At 47.2% G+C, this 19346-nt stretch carries 15 protein-coding genes; 9 read left to right on the top strand and 6 right to left on the bottom strand.

Going from position 1 to position 19346, the window contains the following annotated elements; genetic code table 11:
- Nucleotides 1-418 precede the first annotated feature (418 nt).
- On the top strand, nucleotides 419-1615 hold the full coding sequence (gene kbl, locus F752_RS0112225) for a glycine C-acetyltransferase (protein WP_017732034.1): 1197 nt from the start codon (nucleotides 419-421) through the stop codon (nucleotides 1613-1615).
- A 122-nt stretch (nucleotides 1616-1737) separates the two neighbouring features.
- Here kbl and cdaA read toward each other — a convergent pair whose 3' ends face one another.
- Entirely contained in the window at nucleotides 1738-2631 is an 894-nt protein-coding gene (gene cdaA / locus F752_RS0112220; RefSeq protein WP_017732033.1) for a diadenylate cyclase CdaA, read from the bottom strand.
- Complete coding sequence (folP, locus tag F752_RS0112215) at nucleotides 2628-3491, bottom strand: dihydropteroate synthase (RefSeq protein ID WP_017732032.1); 864 nt, start codon at nucleotides 3489-3491, stop codon at nucleotides 2628-2630. The genes cdaA and folP overlap by 4 nt, the downstream gene beginning before the upstream one ends.
- A gap of 95 nt (nucleotides 3492-3586) precedes the next feature.
- On the opposite strand from folP, the gene F752_RS0112210 reads away from it, so the two are divergent.
- From F752_RS0112210 to F752_RS24010, 4 genes are all read left to right on the top strand, one after another.
- Nucleotides 3587-4138, top strand: a complete 552-nt coding sequence (locus F752_RS0112210; protein ID WP_017732031.1) for a DUF1599 domain-containing protein — start codon at nucleotides 3587-3589, stop codon at nucleotides 4136-4138.
- A complete protein-coding gene (locus F752_RS0112205) occupies nucleotides 4131-5237 on the top strand; it encodes a BT_3928 family protein (protein ID WP_017732030.1) in 1107 nt (368 codons plus the stop codon). Before F752_RS0112210 ends, F752_RS0112205 begins: the two co-directional genes overlap by 8 nt.
- Before the next feature lies 1 nt (nucleotide 5238).
- On the top strand, nucleotides 5239-6297 hold the full coding sequence (locus F752_RS0112200; RefSeq protein ID WP_017732029.1) for an ABC transporter permease: 1059 nt from the start codon (nucleotides 5239-5241) through the stop codon (nucleotides 6295-6297).
- 86 nt (nucleotides 6298-6383) lie between these two features.
- Nucleotides 6384-6932, top strand: coding sequence for a shikimate kinase (locus F752_RS24010; RefSeq protein WP_017732028.1), 549 nt, complete (start codon nucleotides 6384-6386; stop codon nucleotides 6930-6932).
- Here F752_RS24010 and F752_RS0112190 read toward each other — a convergent pair.
- Together F752_RS0112190 and F752_RS0112185 are read right to left on the bottom strand one after the other, a co-directional pair.
- Nucleotides 6929-8449, bottom strand: coding sequence for an OmpP1/FadL family transporter (locus F752_RS0112190; protein ID WP_017732027.1), 1521 nt, complete (start codon nucleotides 8447-8449; stop codon nucleotides 6929-6931). The genes F752_RS24010 and F752_RS0112190 overlap by 4 nt on opposite strands.
- A 52-nt stretch (nucleotides 8450-8501) precedes the next feature.
- Nucleotides 8502-9977, bottom strand: coding sequence for a hypothetical protein (locus F752_RS0112185; RefSeq protein WP_017732026.1), 1476 nt, complete (start codon nucleotides 9975-9977; stop codon nucleotides 8502-8504).
- Between the two features lie 149 nt (nucleotides 9978-10126).
- On the opposite strand from F752_RS0112185, the gene proS reads away from it, so the two are divergent.
- From proS to floA, 3 genes are all read left to right on the top strand, one after another.
- Nucleotides 10127-11605, top strand: a complete 1479-nt coding sequence (gene proS, locus F752_RS0112180; RefSeq protein WP_017732025.1) for a proline--tRNA ligase — start codon at nucleotides 10127-10129, stop codon at nucleotides 11603-11605.
- Nucleotides 11606-11710: 105 nt separating this feature from the next.
- Nucleotides 11711-12193: an NfeD family protein gene (locus F752_RS0112175; RefSeq protein ID WP_017732024.1), complete on the top strand. Its 483-nt coding sequence runs from the start codon at nucleotides 11711-11713 to the stop codon at nucleotides 12191-12193.
- Between the two features lie 4 nt (nucleotides 12194-12197).
- Nucleotides 12198-13223 carry a flotillin-like protein FloA gene (floA, locus tag F752_RS0112170; protein WP_017732023.1) on the top strand — a complete coding sequence of 342 codons (1026 nt, stop codon included), beginning with the start codon at nucleotides 12198-12200 and terminating at the stop codon, nucleotides 13221-13223.
- A 235-nt stretch (nucleotides 13224-13458) separates the two neighbouring features.
- Here the strand turns inward: floA and F752_RS0112160 are convergent, their stop codons facing one another.
- Nucleotides 13459-15552, bottom strand: a complete 2094-nt coding sequence (locus F752_RS0112160) for a WG repeat-containing protein (protein ID WP_017732021.1) — start codon at nucleotides 15550-15552, stop codon at nucleotides 13459-13461.
- 129 nt (nucleotides 15553-15681) lie between these two features.
- The gene (gene hemA / locus F752_RS0112155; protein WP_017732020.1) at nucleotides 15682-16959 is read right to left on the bottom strand and encodes a glutamyl-tRNA reductase; all 1278 of its coding nucleotides are present in this window, start codon (nucleotides 16957-16959) and stop codon (nucleotides 15682-15684) included.
- Nucleotides 16960-17438: 479 nt separating this feature from the next.
- On the opposite strand from hemA, the gene F752_RS0112150 reads away from it, so the two are divergent.
- Nucleotides 17439-19343 (top strand): sodium-dependent transporter, encoded by a 1905-nt coding sequence (locus F752_RS0112150; RefSeq protein ID WP_017732019.1) that lies wholly within the window; start codon nucleotides 17439-17441, stop codon nucleotides 19341-19343.
- The last annotated feature ends 3 nt before the right edge of the window (nucleotides 19344-19346 follow it).

The following is a 19346-nucleotide window of genomic DNA, read 5'->3' as shown; positions in this document are numbered from 1 at the left end:
TCTTCCATTTTCCCTCATTCTTATAACCAGACGCCCAACTATTGGTTAAGCAGTAAGGCAAAAGAGGGGGATGTTTGTATGCCGATTTTTATATATTTGCAGGGGAGAGATTGGAGGTGATAGACTATGGACAATAGATGGAGGAACCGGGAATCAGGCAAGAGGAGCCTCTAAGCCGCTGTCATTTCGGCCTCGGCGGCCCGAGCGGTGGGTGGTAACCTCAATCGATTTAGAGGGGAGAATCAAAGAGAAAAATGAGTTAGTACTAATGTGCGGGAGATTGCCGCGCTACGCTATGCTCCCCTACCAATGACAATTTCCATTGGGCTTAATATTGTGTACCTAATACCTATCATCCACCCCTGATACCTAATACTGAAAAGAAATAAGTAGCAACTAACAATAAACAACGAAAGATATGTACGATACCTTAAAGCCGGTTCTGGAAAAAGAACTGGAAGCTATAAAAGAAGCGGGCCTTTATAAGCAGGAACGTGTAATTGTAACCCCTCAGGGTGCCGATATAAAAACCACTGCAGGCAAGGAAGTGATTAACTTTTGTGCCAATAACTACCTTGGCCTCTCGGCCCACCCAAAGGTAGTGGCCGCAGCCAAAGAAGCCATCGACACACATGGCTATGGTATGTCATCTGTCCGCTTTATCTGCGGTACGCAGGACATCCATAAAGAGCTGGAGCGGAAGCTGGCAGAATTCCTCGGGACGGAAGACACTATTTTATATGCTGCCGCATTCGATGCCAACGGGGGCGTTTTTGAACCCCTTTTTGGTCCGGACGATGCCATCATTTCCGATGAGCTCAACCATGCCTCTATTATTGATGGTGTGCGCCTGTGCAAGGCAAAACGCTTTCGCTACAAGCACAACAACATGGAAGACCTGGAAGCGCAGCTTAAAGCGGCCGATGAGGCCGGTGCGCAGCAGAAGATTATTGTCACTGACGGGGTTTTCTCCATGGATGGGACCATCGCCCAGCTCCACAAAATCTGCGATCTGGCTGAAAAATACAAGGCCCTGGTGATGTCGGATGAGTCGCACTCGACTGGTTTTATGGGCAAAACCGGTCGTGGCGTGCATGAGTACTGCAACGTTATGGGGCGTGTCGACATTATTACAGGCACACTTGGTAAAGCCTTAGGCGGTGCCCTGGGTGGTTTTACCAGTGGCCGCAAAGAAATTATCGATATGCTGCGCCAGCGTTCCCGTCCGTATCTTTTCTCTAATACACTTGCCCCGGCCATTGTGGGTGGCTCCATTGCCGTGCTGGACATGCTCAGCAGCACCACCGAACTGCGCGATAAGCTGGAAGAGAATACAAAGTACTTCCGCGAAAAAATAACAGCTGCAGGTTTTGACATTAAACCGGGCGAGCACCCTATTGTGCCTATTATGCTCTATGATGCGCCCTTAGCGCAGCAGATGGCCGAGAAGATGCTGGAAAGGGGCATTTATGTTATTGGCTTCTATTATCCCGTAGTACCAAAAGGGCAGGCGCGTATTCGTGTGCAAATTTCGGCAGTACATGAAAGGGAGCATCTGGATAAGGCCACCAATGCCTTTACTGAAGTGGGTAGAGAGCTGGGAGTAGTGAAGTAAATCTTAGCCTTTCAGTAAGAGCTGAGCCATATAAAAAAAGTAAAATGCCTCCGGAAGATTTTCGGGGGCATTTGTTTTTTAAGGGCTCGGGGCAAGCGTAAAATAAAATACAGGATGTTTTTTTACAGACTGCTCTGATCTGCTGCCTTTGTTTTGCCTGTAGTGGCGGCAGGCTCTTCCTTGGCCTTTTTAGGAGGCTTTACCTGTTCCTCATCTTCATCTTCTTCGTACAGATAAGCATTAATTTTCTTGCGAAGCTCCAGTGGCGAGAGGTTATGGTAAATGAAGCCATTCCGCACGGCCGATATTTTACCCGTTTCCTCCGATACCACAACAATTAAAGTATCAGTTACTTCGCTCATACCAATGGCGGCTCGGTGGCGAAGGCCAAACTGTGCTGGCAGGTTTTCGCGTTCTGTTACCGGCAGAATACAGCGGGCGGCCGAAATGCGCTTGTTGTGTATAATAACCGCTCCATCGTGGAGGGGGCTATACTTGTTAAAGATAGAGGTGAGCAGTCGCTTACTGATAACAGCATCAATAAGGTCGCCTGATTCTACATAGAATTTAAGCTCAGAGCTTTTGCTTAATACAATAAGTGCACCTGTATTGGTGGCGCCCAGGGATTTGGCAGCCTCAATAATGGGGGTAATGTTGATGTCGCTGGTCTGGGCATTTTTACGCCAGGGGAGGCCTTTAAAAATATTATCGCGGTTAAAAGCAGTGGTGCGGCCAATTAAGAGGAGGAATTTCCTGATTTCCTGCTGAAAGAGAATAATAGCTGCTAAAAAACCAACCCCCATAAACTGCCCCAGAATATTGGTAAGCAGCTCCATCTGCAGGGCTTTTACTACCAGGTAAAACAGGTAGAGCGATAGAAAGCCCAGGAAAATTTTTACCGCCACACTTCCGCGCATGAGCTTGTATACCTGGTACATAAGTACACTTACCAGGATGATGTCGATAATATCTACCCAGCCAACTTCAAGAAAGCCGATATTGAACAATAAGATCAATGCGCAGAAAAGGTTAGTTTAAACAGTTTAACGGCTTCGACCGCTTCTTTCACATCGTGTACCCGTAACAAAGAGGCGCCCTGCATCAGGCTAATCGTATGAAGAACGGTAGTGCCGTTCAGTGCTTCTGCCGGGCTGATGTTCAGCTTTTTGTAAATCATTGATTTTCGGCTAATACCCACCAGGACCGGAACCTCAAGCGCACTAAAATAGCCCATATTTTGCAGAAGTTCATAGTTCTGGGCGATGTTTTTTGCGAAACCAAAGCCGGGGTCAATCACTATATCATTTACACCCAAAGCGCTTAATTTGTTGAGCTTTAAGGCAAAATAATCATAAATTTCGTGCAGCAGGTCATCGTACCCATTCAATTCCTTCATGTTTTGAGGTGCTCCCCGCATGTGCATCAGTATATAAGGTACCTGCAGTCGGGCTATTGTTTTGAACATGGCAGGGTCCAGTTCACCGCCGCTAATATCATTAACCATGCAGGCTCCTTCTGCTACTGCTTTTTCAGCCACACCGGCACGAAAGGTATCGACCGAGAGATAAGTTTCGGGGAAGTATTGTAAAATGGACCGGATAGCAGGCTGTAGCCTGCTCCACTCTTCTTCCGCGGAGATGTCAGCTGCACCAGGCCTGCTGGAGTAGGCTCCTATATCAATAATGTCTGCGCCTTCCTGCAGCATCTTTTCCGTCTGTAATAAAATGCTCTTTTCACTCTGTTTCCGGCTGTTTTCATAAAAAGAATCAGGGGTTATGTTGAGTATCCCCATTACCCGGGGCTGCGACAGGTCGAGTAGATTTCCGGCCAGATTGAGTGTTTTTTTTATTGAAAATCCTGTATCTTTCGCTTTCAAAATTTCAGATTTAAAGACTTGAGAAGGAAGACGTGAGGCTGTGAAGAAATGTTGCTTTCCAGCTATAAGTCGCCAATCATTAACCATTTAATACCTTGGTAGAAAAAACCATCAGCGAATATAAAGAAGTTATAGAGGCTTGTAAAGCCATCTTTAAAAAGAAAACACAGGATTATGGTACCGCCTGGCGAATTCTTCGGCTGCCCTCCATCACCGACCAGATTTATATTAAAGCACAACGCATTCGCTCTATTCAGGAAAAGGGCACCCAAAAAGTGGCCGATGATATACCAGGGGAATTTGTTGGCATTATAAACTACTGCATTATGGCCCTTATACAGCAGGAGTTGCCGGCAAACGAGCAACTGGAAATGGAGTATGAGGAGCTGGAACCCCTTTACGATAAGTGGGTAAAGCAAACCATTGAGCTGCTGAGTAATAAAAACCACGATTATGCCGAAGCCTGGCGTAACATGCGCGTAAGCTCTATTACCGATATTATTTTAATGAAGCTGCTGCGGGTAAAACAGATAGAGGATAATCAGGGTCGTACGCTAATCTCAGAAGGAGTGCAGGCGAATTACCAGGATATGCTCAATTATGCTGTTTTTGCCCTTATCCTTCTAAACTTCAATCATCATGAATAAAGTACTGCACCTTTTTCGCTATCTGGTAGGGATATTATTTATTATTTCCGGCCTGATAAAGGTGAACGATCCGGTTGGGACGCAAATAAAGCTCGAAGAATATTTTCAGGTATTCGCCTCGGACTTCTCCGATGCATTCCTGATGCTGGTGCCATATGCTCTTATCCTTTCAGTCTTTTTGAGTGTGTTAGAGGTTGTGCTGGGTGTGGCGCTGCTGGTGCGGTTTAAAATGAAGCTGACCACCACTGTGCTGCTGCTCATGATTGTCTTCTTCACCTTCCTTACTTTCTTCTCTGCCTACTTCAATAAAGTAACTGACTGTGGCTGTTTTGGCGATGCGCTAAAACTAACTCCATGGCAAAGCTTTACCAAGGATATTGTGCTGCTGATCATGATTGGTGTGCTCTTCTTTTACCGGAACAGGCTGGAAAAACCTGAAGGGGAGAAAAAGGGGCTTTCGGCAGCTACTATTGCCGTTGTAGTTACCGCCATTCTTTGCACAGTTATTGGCTGGTATGCAATCGCCCACCTGCCATTTATCGATTTCCGGACGTACAAAGAAGGAAACAATATTGGAGAGCTGATGCAGCCAAGCGAGCCTTACCGCTATACTTATATTATGGTGAAGGACGGAAAGGAGTATGAGTTCGAAAAATACCCTGAGGCAACCGAAGGTTATGAGTACAAAGCCATAAAGCTTCAGAACCCGGAGGCACAGCCGGTAATTAATGATTTCTCGGCCTGGAATGAGGAGGGTGATTATACAGCCGAGCTGTTAAAGGGTAACAAGCTGCTGGTAATTGTGCATGCTGTTGATAAAGCCGAAACAGAACCCATGGCCGATATAAAGCAGCTGACCCAGCAGTTAGAGGGAAGTGCAGAGAGCCTGGTGCTGACCTCTTCCGGGGCGGCCTCTTTTGATGCCTTTCGGCACGAACAGCAGCTGGCGCTTCCGTATTACCTGGCCGATGCCACCCTGCTAAAAACCATGATTCGCTCCAATCCCGGCTTAATACTGCTGAAAGATGGGGTGGTGGTAAAGAAATGGCATTATAATGATGTGCCGGAAGCGGCCGAAGTGAAAGAACTCCTCCAGTAGTATGCTCAGATTTATTGCGAAGCGTTTAGGATATGGCTTCCTGGTTTTACTGGGAGTAGTGGGGGTGGTGTTTTTTCTATTTCATGCCCTGCCGGGCGACCCGGTAGCCATGATGGCCGGCCAGCGGACCGATGTGGCCACACGGCAGGCCATTGAGAAGGAACTGGGCCTGGATCAGCCCCTGGCGGTTCAGTTTTACCTTTACCTGAAGGATTTGTCGCCGCTGAGTATTCATGAAGATACGGCAGAGGAGCAGGAAAAGTACAGCTATATTCCCCTGCTTTCGCTTGGAGAAGATGAGGTGCTGGTGCTGAAAGGTCCATACCTGCGGCGCTCCTTCCAGACTAATAAAAAGGTTGGGGAGATACTCCTGGATAACCTGGAGGCGACGCTCTGGCTGGCACTTGCGGCCATGGTATTTGCTACTTTTTTCGGGGTAATTTTCGGGATGCTGGCTGCCTTGAGCCAGAACACTTTCTGGGACCATTTTCTGGTGATTATTTCCGTTTTGGGTATTTCCATTCCCTCTTTTGTATCGGCTATTATTATTGCCATGGTTTTTGGATATTACCTGAGCGACTATACCGGGCTTAATCTTACAGGCCAGTTATGGGTAAACCACCCGATTTATGGCAGAACGCTCCATATCGAGAACCTTATTTTACCGGCCTTTACTTTAGGGCTGCGCCCGCTGTCTATCATTACCCAGCTAACCCGTAGCTCCATGTTAGAGGTGCTTTCGCAGGATTACATCCGTACCGCCCGTGCAAAAGGGCTGCAGTATTACAAGGTAATTGTAAAGCATGCACTCAAAAATGCACTTAACCCGGTAGTAACGGCCGTTTCCGGCTGGCTGGCATCTCTTATGGCCGGTGCCTTTTTTGTGGAGTACATCTTCGACTGGAAGGGTTTGGGTTTTGTAACCTTAAAGGCGGTGCAAAGTCTGGATTTTCCGGTGGTAATGGGTGCAACTCTTTTTATTGCCTTAATTTTCGTACTGGTAAATATTGTAGTAGACATCTTTTATGCCTTGCTCGACCCACGCGTTCATTTAAGCTGAGAGGGAGAGAGGTATTTCATCACCATGCCTTATTAAGGCACGAACTACAGTAACGTCAATTCACAACCAAAAACAAGATTAAAGCCTTGACCTTAAAGCCTGCACATATTGTTTTAGTAGGAATGCCCGGAAGTGGGAAGAGCACGCTAGGTAAAATACTGGCTCGCGAACTGCACCTGCCCTTTCTGGACCTGGATAGTCGAATTGAGGAAAGGGAAGGTCAAAGTGTGCCGGCAATCTTTGGGGAGAAAGGAGAGGAATATTTCAGAAAGGTAGAACGGGAGTGTTTGCAGGAGGTGCTGGATTGGCCGGAGGCTGTTGTACTGGCAAGTGGGGGTGGAGCGCCCTGTTTCTTTGATAACATGGAGCTGATACGGAAGCAGTCGGTAAGCGTTTACCTGAAGGTTTCTTTTCCTGAGCTGGCCGAAAGGTTACTGACCGAAGGGGCGGAAAAGCGTCCCCTGCTGCAGGGATATACTGAGACTGAAAAGCTGGCCATATTCCTGGAAGAAAAGTTTGCCTACCGCCTGCCCTTTTATAAAAAAGCCAACCTGCACTTCCATAACCATGCTCAGGCAGATGTGCAGGAGCTGGTCGGGAAAATACAGGCCGGCCGACATAAGCAGAAATTTTAGAAAGTAAAGCCAGCAGTAAGTATGGCTGTTGTCTGGCGTTTGCCGATATTCACCAGTGGCGATTCGCTGCCAAGTGTATAAGGGTAATAATATTGCTGTCCGGTTTCGCGGGCAATGGCAAAGTCTACATAATAATTCCTGAATTTTAAACCGGCACCACCTGTCAGAATGTTGGAGTACCTGTCCATGCCATCCCTGTTCTGGTAGGGGTCGCCCTGTAAAGCATAACCGGCTCGTAGTCTGAAAATATCGAAGCGATATTCACCCCCTAATCGAAAGTTTACCACAGAAGTAAAATCATCCTGTATCGCCTGGTTATCTTCTCTTAAAGAGTTATCGTCATCGGTAAGGCGATTATTGCTGTAGTCGACGAATTCAACATCAGCCGAAATCAGGCCAGACTTTCCTACAAAATAGGCGGCTCCTAAGCCAAGCTTGCCCGGGGTGCGGAGCCTGTAATTAAATGCTCCTTCCCGGAAGTCGTAAGATTCGCCGTTAAGGTATACTTCTTCGTCCTCCTGTTCAGGTGTAAAATCGCTGATAAAAAGATCATTGTAATTAACAGTCAGTTCAGTAAAGCGATCTTCCTCTAGAGAATAGATAGTTGGGGTTTTATAGGTGACGCCAAGTGTTACATCCGGGAGGGCACGGGCAATAAATCCAAGAGAAGCATTAATACCGGAGCCTCTTACAATCTGCTCTTCAAATACATTAAAATAAGTAACATCATCTTCCGGCAGGTATTCTTCTGTAAAGTTCTTTTCCAGACGGTAATCTAAGCTGGTAAACCCTAATCCTGCCCCTATATAAAACCGGTCACTAATATTGCCTCCATAGGCAACGTTGAACTCATTTTGTGTTCCTGAACGGCTTACGGTTTCAGACTGCAGGTATTTGGCATCCTCTGTAGGATCATAGACAAAAGTGTAAAATGAATAAGGTTCTCCGGTTTCATCTACCGCTTCATAATCTCCCACAAGGTAAGTGCTGTAGGCAAGGTCTGTTAAAAGGTCCGGAGCGCCGCTAATATAATTTTCTTCCAGTACATCGATAAGCCCGTTATTGGCATTCTGGCCCTCATAGCTAAACTGGTCAGTGAAATTATTTGTCTGCTGATAGCTTAATGAAAAGTTTCCGCCCAGCCAGCCTTCAGTATTATCATTTTTTCCTCCGGCCAGTACCAGGCCTATATTGCTGATGTTGAAATCAGTATCGTAATTATAAGTATCCATGCCAAGATAAGTTGCATCATTGGCGCTGGAAAAAAAGCCGGGTGAAAGGGAGAATTCTGAGCGATTGTAAAATCCAAGTCCTGCAGGGTTGGTGTAGGCAGAGCTGATATCTCCGCCGAGGGCAACACCTATGCCTCCCATTGCCCTTATGCGGGCAGTGCCTGTAAGGCCAGTGCGGCTAAACAGCAGGGCTTCATTTGCATAACGAAAAGACTGGGCTATAACCTCCTGCAAGGGCAAAAGGGTAACTGCACTTAAGAAAATAAGTGTTAATATTTTTTTCATAAGAAAGTAAAAGTTGTTGGATTAAAAAGTGAAGGAAAAGGGGAGGCCTTTTCTAATTACCTCCCCTGCTTCTACTTCTTGTGTTATTGCTATTGCTGCGGGTATCGCTATCGTCGCTGGACGAAGAGCTGCGATGGCTTGGGGCACTGTAGCTTCGCTGTGCCGGGGCCGGAATGCTATAAGAGCGGCTTCTCCTGGGCGTAGCCGTAGAAGGGGCCGGAGCGGAATAGGTATTCCGCTCGCGGTATGAATTGTTATCCCTGCTGCTATTATAGCTGGGTTGTTCTATGCTGCTCTGCCTGTTATCATCTCTTCGGCGTGAGCGGGTATTATTGTCATTGTCATTGCTGCGCCGCTCATAAGAGGGAGAATTATCGCGTGAGCGGCTTGGAGTACTGCGCTCATTGCTACGCTCTCTTCTGTTATAATCATAGTCGCGGCGGCGCTCATTGGAGCGGGAATTGTTGTCGCGGCTCCTGCTTCTTTCGTAAGTAGGCGTTTCGCGACGCTCCCGTGTGCGGGTATTCCGTTCCGGCGCACTTCTGCGTGTATTGCGTTCATGGTTTCTCCAGCTTTCATCATTCTGGCGGCTTCTGCGTTCGTCTGGCGAAACTCTGCGGTTGTCCCTGTCAGTTCTGTAGTTTCTGTTTTCGTCGCTTCGGGTCCGGGTTCGAGTGCGAAGATTGTCGGCATCCATGCGAGCCCCACTGCGGGTAATATTTACCCTTTCGGCTACCGCACCACGCTGGCCTACTCCTAACTCACGGCTGGCAGAGCGAACGTTGCGGGGGCCATAATTAACATTACTGTTACGACCTTCGCCTACTACCACCACTGTATTCGGGTAATAAGAGCCCCAGTAGCCTCTTCTGCCGTAAAACCCATCGTAAAAGCCGTTTCTGTACCCATAGGCATAGGAGTTATGATAACCCCAGCTGTCAAATCCCCAGGGGCGATTCCAGTAAGAGGTGTATGAATAAGGGTTGTAATAAAAAGGATCGTAAAAGAAAGGATCATAAAAGCTGCCAAACCCATAGTTGAAACCGAAAGAAATCGAAAAACGGCTGTCCCATGGACGGCTCCAGTATGGATCGTACATCATCCATGGATCATAGAAGTTGCTTCCGCTATAGTAGTAGTTGTTATAAATGCGGGGAGCAGCATCCTCTTCATAATACTCATCTTCGTATCCCTCTTCCTCATAATATTCATCCTCGTAATAAGCTTCTGAATCATATTCATCCTCTGCATAATAATCGTCGGCGGCATCGGGATTTGTCTGGCGGGCAGAGGCGGGATCCTGTCCATTATAAATGGCACTTCTCTCAGCTCTGGCTTTTTCCTGCTCGGCGATGGCCTTAAGGCGTGCTTCTTTCCGTTCGTTGGCTATTTCTATCGCCATCTGCCGGTCTGCCGCCGTAAAGTACATATCATCGTACTCCACCCGACTGGCCGTCTGGCTGGTGCTGCAACTTGCCAGGAGCGCCAGGACAAGTGTAAAAGTGAGGGTATGGGTTATCGCTTTCATAATCTATCTGCCTTTCAGTTCAGTAGTAAAAATATACATATATTATTTAACGTGACACAGCTAAAAATAAGTTTTTTTCTCTCGAAAAACCTATATTTGATATCTGATATCATGAGAATTAATACAATAATCATACCAACTATAACAAAATGAGCAAAGGTTTACCAAAAAGAAGCGAAGATTATTCCCTGTGGTACAATGAGCTGGTAAAACGAGCCGATTTAGCTGAAAACTCTCCGGTGCGGGGCTGTATGGTCATTAAGCCTTACGGCTATGCTATCTGGGAGAAGATGCAGCAGCAGCTCGATAAAATGTTTAAAGATACAGGACATTCGAATGCTTACTTTCCCTTGTTCATCCCTAAATCCTACCTGAGCCGTGAGGCCAGCCATATCGAGGGCTTTGCCAAGGAGTGTGCGGTGGTTACCCATTACCGCCTGAAGAATGCAGAAGATGGCAGCGGAGTGATTGTCGATCCGGATGCAAAGCTGGAGGAAGAATTGATTGTTCGCCCTACCTCCGAAACGGTTATCTGGAATACCTACAAAAACTGGATTCAGTCTTACCGCGACCTTCCGCTGCTGATAAACCAGTGGGCAAACGTGGTGCGCTGGGAAATGCGTACGAGGCTCTTTCTTCGTACGGCTGAATTCCTCTGGCAGGAAGGGCATACGGCTCATGCCACCTCACAGGAAGCGGTGGAGGAAACCGTGAAAATAATGAATGTATATGCCGACTTCGCCGAAAACTGGATGGGGGTACCTGTTATCAGAGGACTTAAAACAGAAAGCGAACGTTTTGCCGGCGCTGTCGATACCTATTGTATAGAAGCCCTGATGCAGGATGGTAAGGCCCTTCAGGCCGGAACCTCACACTATCTGGGGCAGAATTTTGCTGAAGCCTTTGATGTGAAATATGCCACCAAAGAAGGCGGGCTTGAATATGTATGGGGAACCTCCTGGGGTGTAAGTACCCGCCTCATTGGTGCGCTTATTATGGCGCACTCCGACGACCAGGGGCTGGTGCTGCCGCCAAAGCTTGCTCCTATTCAGGTAGTAATTGTGCCTATTTACCGGAGCGATGAGCAGCTGGCGCAAATCAGCGAAAAGGCGCATAGTATAAAGGAAGCGCTCGAAGATTTGGGTATCAGTGTTAAATTCGACGACCGCGATACCCATAAGCCTGGTTTTAAGTTTGCCGAATGGGAGCAGAAAGGAGTGCCGCTTCGGATTGCTTTAGGCCCTAAAGACATGGAGAATGGGACCCTGGAGCTGGCCCGCCGCGACAATGGTACCAAAGAAACGGTTCCGGCCGATGATTCCCTGCCTAAAAGAGTAAAAGAACTGCTGAAGGAAATCCAGGAAGGTATATACAATAAAGCTTACCAGTTCCGCAAGGACAGTACCCATAAAGCAGACGATTACGATACCTTCAAGCAACTGCTGGACGATAAAGGAGGCTTTATCCTTGCCCATTGGGATGGTACAGCCGAAACCGAAGCACGTATCAAGGAAGAAACTAAAGCGACCATTCGCTGTATACCGCTGGGAGCAGAGGAAGAGGAAGGAAAATGTATCCTCACTGGTAAGCCCTCCAACAGGCGGGTGGTATTTGCAAGAGCCTATTAAACATAAGTTCTCCGGGAGCCCTGCCTGTGCGCAGGGCTTTTTTTATGCCTTATAGAAAATAAGGAATTAATTTGTAGATTTAGTGCAACAAAACAAGCTTTCGTAATGGTGCTGGAGTGGATTATTGTTATTTTTCTCATCCTGTTTGGCGTAGGCTTAATTATCGCGGAGATTATTATTGTTCCCGGTATGACCTTCGTGGGGATTTTAGGGCTTTTGCTGGCGGGAGCAGGTGTTTATATGGGCTTTACCAGTTTTGGTGAAACCGTGGGTTACTGGCTCATGGGTTTTAGCTTTGTTGTGGCCTTAGGTGCTATCTGGTACGGCTTACAGCATGATACCTGGGGGCGTTTTTCCCTGGAATCTACCAATAAAAGCCGCTTTAATGAAGAGATTGAGCATCAGTTAAAAGTAGGTATGACAGGAAAAACTGTTTCCGAGCTTCGTCCGCAGGGTAAAGCAGCCTTTGGGGATAAAATATATGAAGTCCGGACTTTTGGCCAATACCTGGAAAATGAAATGGAAGTGCGCGTTGCCAAAGTGGAATCGCTGACTGTTTATGTAGAACCTTTAAGCCTTTATAAATAAATTAATGGAAGGATTATCTTTAATACTCATCATTGTCGCCGTTGTTGTTGGCATCTTTATTTTCTTTTATTTCGTGCCGATCAATCTCTGGATTACGGCCCGCTTCTCGGGTGTAAAAATTAACCTCTTTGAGCTGGTTTTTATGCGGATCCGAAAAGTGCCGCCGCGTGTAATTGTTGATTCGCTGATTACTGCTCATAAAGCCGGCTTGAGCGATATTACCTCCAGCTCCCTGGAAACACACTACCTTGCCGGCGGCCACGTGCCTTCTGTTATCAGGGCACTTATTTCAGCTGATAAAGCAAATATCAACCTGACTTTTAAACAGGCAACAGCTATTGATTTGGCCGGCCGCGATGTATTTGAGGCCGTTCAGATTTCCGTGAACCCGAAGGTAATTAACACCCCTTCCGTGGCTGCGGTAGCGGCCGATGGAATTCAGCTGGTGGCTAAGGCGCGGGTAACGGTTCGGGCCAACATTCAGCAGCTGGTAGGTGGTGCCGGAGAAGATACCATTCTCGCCCGTGTAGGGGAAGGTATTGTTACCTCTATTGGTTCTGCCGCTACTCATAAAGCCGTGCTGGAAAATCCTGATAAAATAAGTAAACTGGTGCTGCAGCGTGGTCTCGATGCCGGAACGGCTTTCGAAATCCTCTCTATCGACATAGCCGATGTGGATGTGGGAGCCAATATTGGTGCGAAGCTGCAGATTGACCAGGCGAATGCCGATTTAAAAGTTGCCGAAGCCAAGGCGGAAGAAAGACGTGCCATGGCCGTAGCAGAAGAGCAGGAAATGCGCGCTAAATCGCAGGAAGCCCGTGCCAAGGTAATTCTGGCCGAAGCCGAAATTCCAAAAGCCATGGCCGATGCTTTCCGTTCCGGCAATCTCGGCATTATGGACTACTACAAAATGCAGAACATCCAGGCCGATACTGATATGCGCGAAAGCATCAGCGGCAATGACGAAGGCAGCAGCAATGCCAAACAAAATAAACTAAGAGGCGGTAACCAGGAGGGGGAGAATAGATAAAGGACATTCCTGTACAAATGCCGGCAAGAGCATTTGTACAGGAATTGTTGTCAACACAAGAGGTGAGAATAGCTGGGGTGATTGTGGAAGTATTGATAAAAGCGGCTGTAAATTCAGTTCCGGATAAATTTACAGCCGCCACTCCAGAAGGGGGTAACTTTTGCTCTCTTCACTATAGAGGAGAGGGTAAACTGCCAGGTTTTGCAGAACACTGATTAATGCAAAGAAAATCTTTTTAGCGAATAACCTTCCGCTCAATCTTTTCTCCCTCAGCGGATGCCAGGTACAGCTGGTTCAGTTCATCCCACAGCAGGATGTCGTACATCAGCGGAATAGTACTGATGCCCTCATAGTTGACTAGACCTTTCCTGCCATTCCGCTCCACCAGGAAATAGCCGTTCTTCAGGTCCTCGATATGGTCGTATTTTGCTGATAAGAGGGAGCGGGCATTTTTGTCGGTAATTCCCATCTGTCCATCTTTTACAATCAGGAAACGTCCGCTTTGTAGTGACTGAATCTTTTCGTATTCCGGCCGGATAATAACTTTTCCATTTTCATTGATAACCCCATAGGCGCCATTTTTGCGAATAATGGCCATTCCTTCTTCAAAAGGACCTGCCGCTTCGTAAAGAGGCTGAACCCTCAGGCGCTCCATCTTATCAATATAGCCCCACTGGCCCATGAGCTTGATTGCAGCAAAGCCGGCAGAGAACAAGCTAACACTATCATAGCGGTTGCTGATGCGTAAGCGGCCCTGTGTATCGACAAAGCCCTGCTGCCCTCCGATTTCAACCGCCAGAAAGCCCTCGCTCATGTCGAAGAGCTGGTCAAAAGTATCGGCCGACTCCGGAATGAAGCTCTTGCCGTCCCTGCTCAGAATACCTTTCCTGCCATTTTTCCTGGCCAGGAAGATGTCCCCTTCCTGTAGTTCCGAAATCCACTCATAGGTAGTGGGTGTCAGGCGTTTTCCATTGAGGTCGAACAAACCATACTGGAGTTGTTCGTTAATTTCCAGTAAGCCTCCCTCTACAGGCTTTAGCGCATGGGGAGTACGGAGGAGTTCTTTTCCCTCTTCATTGAGCAGGAGGTAGGCATTGGGTGTTCGTGCCACAAAGCGTGTGGGTGTTGCCATGCTGATATGCTCAGCCATCGGACGTACCTGCCACAGGCCTTCACGGTTTATGATTCCCATGCTTCCGCTGTAGCGGACGCGGGCATATGCCCCTTCGAAGGCATTAGTACTGTCGTAGCGGCAAATTAATACTTCTTTTCCCTGCTGGTCGATATAGCCCCAGCGGTCGTTTAGCTTTACCGGCATCAGGTCATCTTTTTGCGGAACAACGGCCCGGTAGGTTTCTCTGCTAACTTTCTTTCCATTAAAATCAAACACATGCCAGTACCACTCCCTGTTTACCCGAAGCCCTGCTACTATTGCCCGGTTGGTGAGTGCAATGGAGTCGAACTCTGCCGGCAAAAGATATTCGCCCGCCGCATTTATAACTCCAAAGCGACCTTTTTCTTCAATTTTTGCCACCTGCTTTTCCCGGCTGTCGTCAAAGGGGTAAATAAACATGGGGCGGTAGCCGATAAGCTGTTCCCACTTGCTATTCGTAAGGGCGGTCATGAGGGTTGGCTGGCCGGCGGCATTATAAAAGTTTATGCTGGTGGCCCAGCGGTCTTTTCCCAGGGGGCGGATGCTGTCGAACTGAAGCTCATTAAGGAGCTTGTTTTGCCCGTCAAGAATTTTCCAGTTCCGTAAATGAACGGCATCTACTGTGCTGTCGCTGCGGATAATAACATCTTTATAACGGGCATCGAGCAATATTTCCCCTTTTTTGTTGATAACACCCGCTTTTCCATTCTGGTAAAAGCGAGCCAGCTCTCCTTTAAAGGCCGTAATTGCCGCAAACTTAAAGTCCGTCTTTTGTTTGCCATCGCTGTCAAAGAGGGCTGCGGTACCGCTAAAGTTTTCTACCGAATAAAGTGTAAGGGCTACCGGAACAATATGGTTATAATCAATAGGAATGATTTTTTTATCGCGCTCCGAAATAACACCAGCCACTTTCTGGTGCTCCTGTCTGTCGAGGTAAGCGATGTACTGGTCCTGCAGCTCTGTATATAACAGGCTGTCGTACTTGGCCGGGATCAGTTCTTTGCCCTTCTGGTTAACTAATCCGTACTTGCTTCCTTCTCGCTTTATTAAAATTTTACGCTCAAGCTGATATAGCAGGTCGGGAATTACTTCGTAAGCAGGCTCAGTAGCGAAAAGGGAGCTGCTGAAGAAGGGGAGTATAATGAAAAGGAAGCCCTGTAGTACTCGTTTTTGCATGAAAATAAAGATTAGATGCAGCTGGACGGATTTCGACCACAACAGATAGCTGCGGCTGAAATGAAGATTGAAAGAGCTTATAAAATTAAGGCAGATTATTTAGAATTAATAATCTGCCTCTATCTTTTTTTATTCCTTTTCGGAGGGATGGTTTTGATTCTCAAGGTTAAACAGGTCGTTTAACACATCAATGAGGGTTTCGGCTTCGCCGCGCTTACAGGCTGCTTTCAGCTGTAGAACGGGCAGCTTCATAATCTTCTGCATCATGCTCCTGCTAACCATTTCCACTGCTTTGGCTTCCTTGCTGTTAAGATTTTTGAGATAGCGGGTCATTTCCTCCTGTCGAATCTGTTCCAGCGCATTCTTCAACTTATGGATGGTCGGGGAAACCATCATTTCTTTACTCCAGTCGTTGAATTCTTCGATGGATTCGGCAATTATCTCTTTTACCTGTGGAATGGCTGCCTTGCGTTTTTCCAGAGCTGCAGAGGCCTTACTTTCAATCTCATCTACATTGTAAAGCAGTACACCCGGAATATCTTCTGTGGAAGCTTCTATGCTGCGGGGTACAGACAGGTCAATCAGGAATTTGTGGCTCAGAATTTCCTGCTCTTCAATAAGGGCCTTGGTAATAAAAGGCTGATCGGCAGCTATGGAACACAGCACTACATCGGCTTCGGCAATAGCAGAACCAACCTCGCTGAAAGGAGTTGTTTGGAGGCCGCATTCATGGGCCAGCTCTTCGGCTTTTTCCATACTGCGGTTAGTGATGCGTACGCTGCCTCTTTCGAATTTGGCAAGGTTGCGGCAAACGTCGGTTCCTATTTCGCCCAGGCCAATTACCAGCACCCTCGGCTCAACTATATCGGCCGTAAGTTCATTAATGAGTTCCACCGCTGCATATGATACAGAAGCGGCTCCATCGCGGAAAGTAGTTTGCTGTACCACTTTCTTATTCGTAAAGAAAATGGTGTGCATGAGGCGGTGCAGGAACGGACCAGCCATATTTTCATCGGCCGACCATTGATAAGCTCTTTTTACCTGGTTGGCAATCTGCATATCGCCTACTACCTGTGCGTCCAGGCCCATGGCTACATGGAAGAGGTGGCTGATGGCCTCCTCCGGCTGAGTAAGCAGGTTAAAGTAAGCAGAATAGTCTGCAACATTTGCAATGTTCTTCTGAATTCCGAGCAGTTTAATAATGTCGCTGCTTAGATCTTCCTCGGAACTGTAGTATACCTCCGTACGATTGCAGGTAGAAAGTACCAGTACATCTGTTGCCATGGTGTAATCAGACAGCAGGTGCAATAAACCCTTGCAGGCCTCTTCACTCAACGAAACAAGCTCCCGTATTTCAAGCGGGGCTTTTTTGTAAGATAAACTAACTGCTTTAAAATGGTTTTGCATGCCTTATAAATTCGCTGACAAAATTAAGTGATAATGCGCTGAAAGTAAACTGCCTGTTAAACTCAAGTCCTTATTTAGAACAGTTTTAAATAATTTTATCTCCAGTTTCAGTGTCCTAACATCAAGATAAAGTGCTTAGTTCTGCTGTCTTCCGCACAGGAGGCAGCTTTCCGCGCTCTGTTTCCAGTTTCCTTACTGCAAAAGTACAGCAGGGAAGGAGGGTAAAAAATGACCTTCATCAGTATTTATAAAAATTGCGCAGGAAAAAAGCAGATGTTCGTCAGCTTTTCCGGCAAAGTATAGGGCTACCTGCTTTAAAAGAGGCTTTTGTTGCCGATACTATTTGTAAAAGATTCTTTGTTTTACAAAAGAATTGCATCTATTTTCGGGATTCTCTTTCCTGTATTTTACAGTGCAGGAAAATGGAGCACTTAATACTGCTCCTATACCTTAATCATTCAAGTTATTATTTTACGTAAATGAGCGCAAACAACGAATCCTGGGGAACCCGTGTGGGCCTGATTTTAGCCATGGCAGGGAATGCTGTCGGGCTTGGCAACTTCCTGCGTTTTCCGGTACAGGCCGTGCAAAATGGTGGCGGGGCCTTTATTATCCCTTATCTGATCTGTTTCCTGGTAATGGGTATTCCGTTATTGTGGATAGAATGGTCCATGGGGCGCTACGGTGGCCGCTTCGGTAACCACTCCACCCCTTTTATCCTCGACCAGATGACCCGCCGCAGGTTCTGGAAGTATTTCGGGGCCTTTGGTATCTTCACCAACATTGCCGTGGCCGCTTATTACTGCTATATTGAGAGCTGGACGCTGGCCTATGTATTCCACTCTCTCATGCAAACCTTTGCCGGCCTAACGCAGGGCGAGGTAGCCGCTTTTTTTGACCGTTATACTACCATCACCTCTGCTACTACAGGTGTACCTTATGAATCGGTGGTATTTTACATCCTTTGTCTTGTTCTCAATACCTACATTCTGAGCCGTGGCCTGAGCGGAGGGGTAGAAAAGGTAGCTAAAGTAGGCGTTCCGCTCCTGATTGTATTCGGCGCTTTCCTGGCCGTTCGTGGGTTTACCCTTGGCGATGCCGGTGCGCCTGAAGGCTGTACCGACTGTAACTCTTACCTTGGCCTTAACTTTCTGTGGGAACCTCAGTTCGACTCGCTTCTTGACCCGACCGTTTGGTTGGCTGCGGCCGGCCAGATTTTCTTTACACTTTCTGTAGGTATGGGTACTGTACAATGCTACGCCTCTTATATCCGTAAGAATGATGATATTGCCCTGAACTCCATGTCTGCCGGCTGGATGAACGGTTTTGTGGAAATTGTTCTGGGTGCTTCCATCGTTATTCCGATTGCCGTAGGGTACCTTGGCCTTGATTGGGTAAAGGAAAATGCAGGTTTTGCCATGGCTTTCCAGACCATGCCGTTCCTGTTCGACCAGTGGGGTACGGCCCTTGCAACGCTTGGAGGGGTAGCCTGGTTTGGCCTGCTCTTTTTCGCCGGTATTACCTCTTCCCTCGCCATGGGTACCCCATGGATGGGCTTTATGGAAGATGAGTTCGGCTGGAAGCGTGAAAAAGCAGCCTGGTCTTTCGGTGGTCTTGTATTGCTAATGGGTCTTCCAACGGTATACTTTTATAATGAAGGCGTACTGTGGGAGTATGATTACTGGGCAGGAACCGTTTCGCTGGTAGTATTCGCCCTTGCCGAAAGTATTATTTTCGCTTATATATTCGGCATTAATAACGGCTGGGAAGAAATTAATCGTGGAGCAGACATTAAAGTCCCTGCCATTTTTAAACCACTTATTAAATTTGTTACCCCTATTTTATTGTTAGTGGTGTTCCTGAGCAGTCTTGTTACGCCTGTAAACGGCGACTGGGGCAGGGCTTTCTCCGGCGACTGGGAACTTGACGATAACAGCATCATCGGTAAAATTACCAATCAGGGCTTCGATGCCAACCGCGAATACTTTGCCGACCACTTCGAGGCAACGGTTCCGGGAGAAATTGTAGCCATTGAAGAGGGGCCCGAAGGAGAAACAGTGGTAGCAGTAGCACAATTGCTGCCTTACCACCGGACTGCTACAAACGAAGCAGAACCGGTAATGGAAGCCAGCCAGCTGGGTAACCTGGAAACTTTCGATTCCCTGACCGTGGTGCAGACCTATAAATTTGAACCGGAAAACGAAATTATCGTTAGTGTAGGCGATGAGGTGGAGGTGAGGGAAACCATTGCACTGGGCGATTTTACGAACCCCATCTTTTACATTGATCTGGCTAAAATATTATTAACCCTGCTCTTTGTCTTTATTTGCGCCATTATTTATGTGGCTACTGTAAGAAGAGAAAAACAACCTGAAAGGAGATAAATT

Origin of the sequence: Nafulsella turpanensis ZLM-10 (assembly GCF_000346615.1) — a bacterium.
Classification (GTDB): Bacteria; Bacteroidota; Bacteroidia; order Cytophagales; family Cyclobacteriaceae; genus Nafulsella; species Nafulsella turpanensis.
Note: the sequence above shows the minus strand (reverse complement) of the source record. Positions and strands in the feature narration are given on the sequence as shown.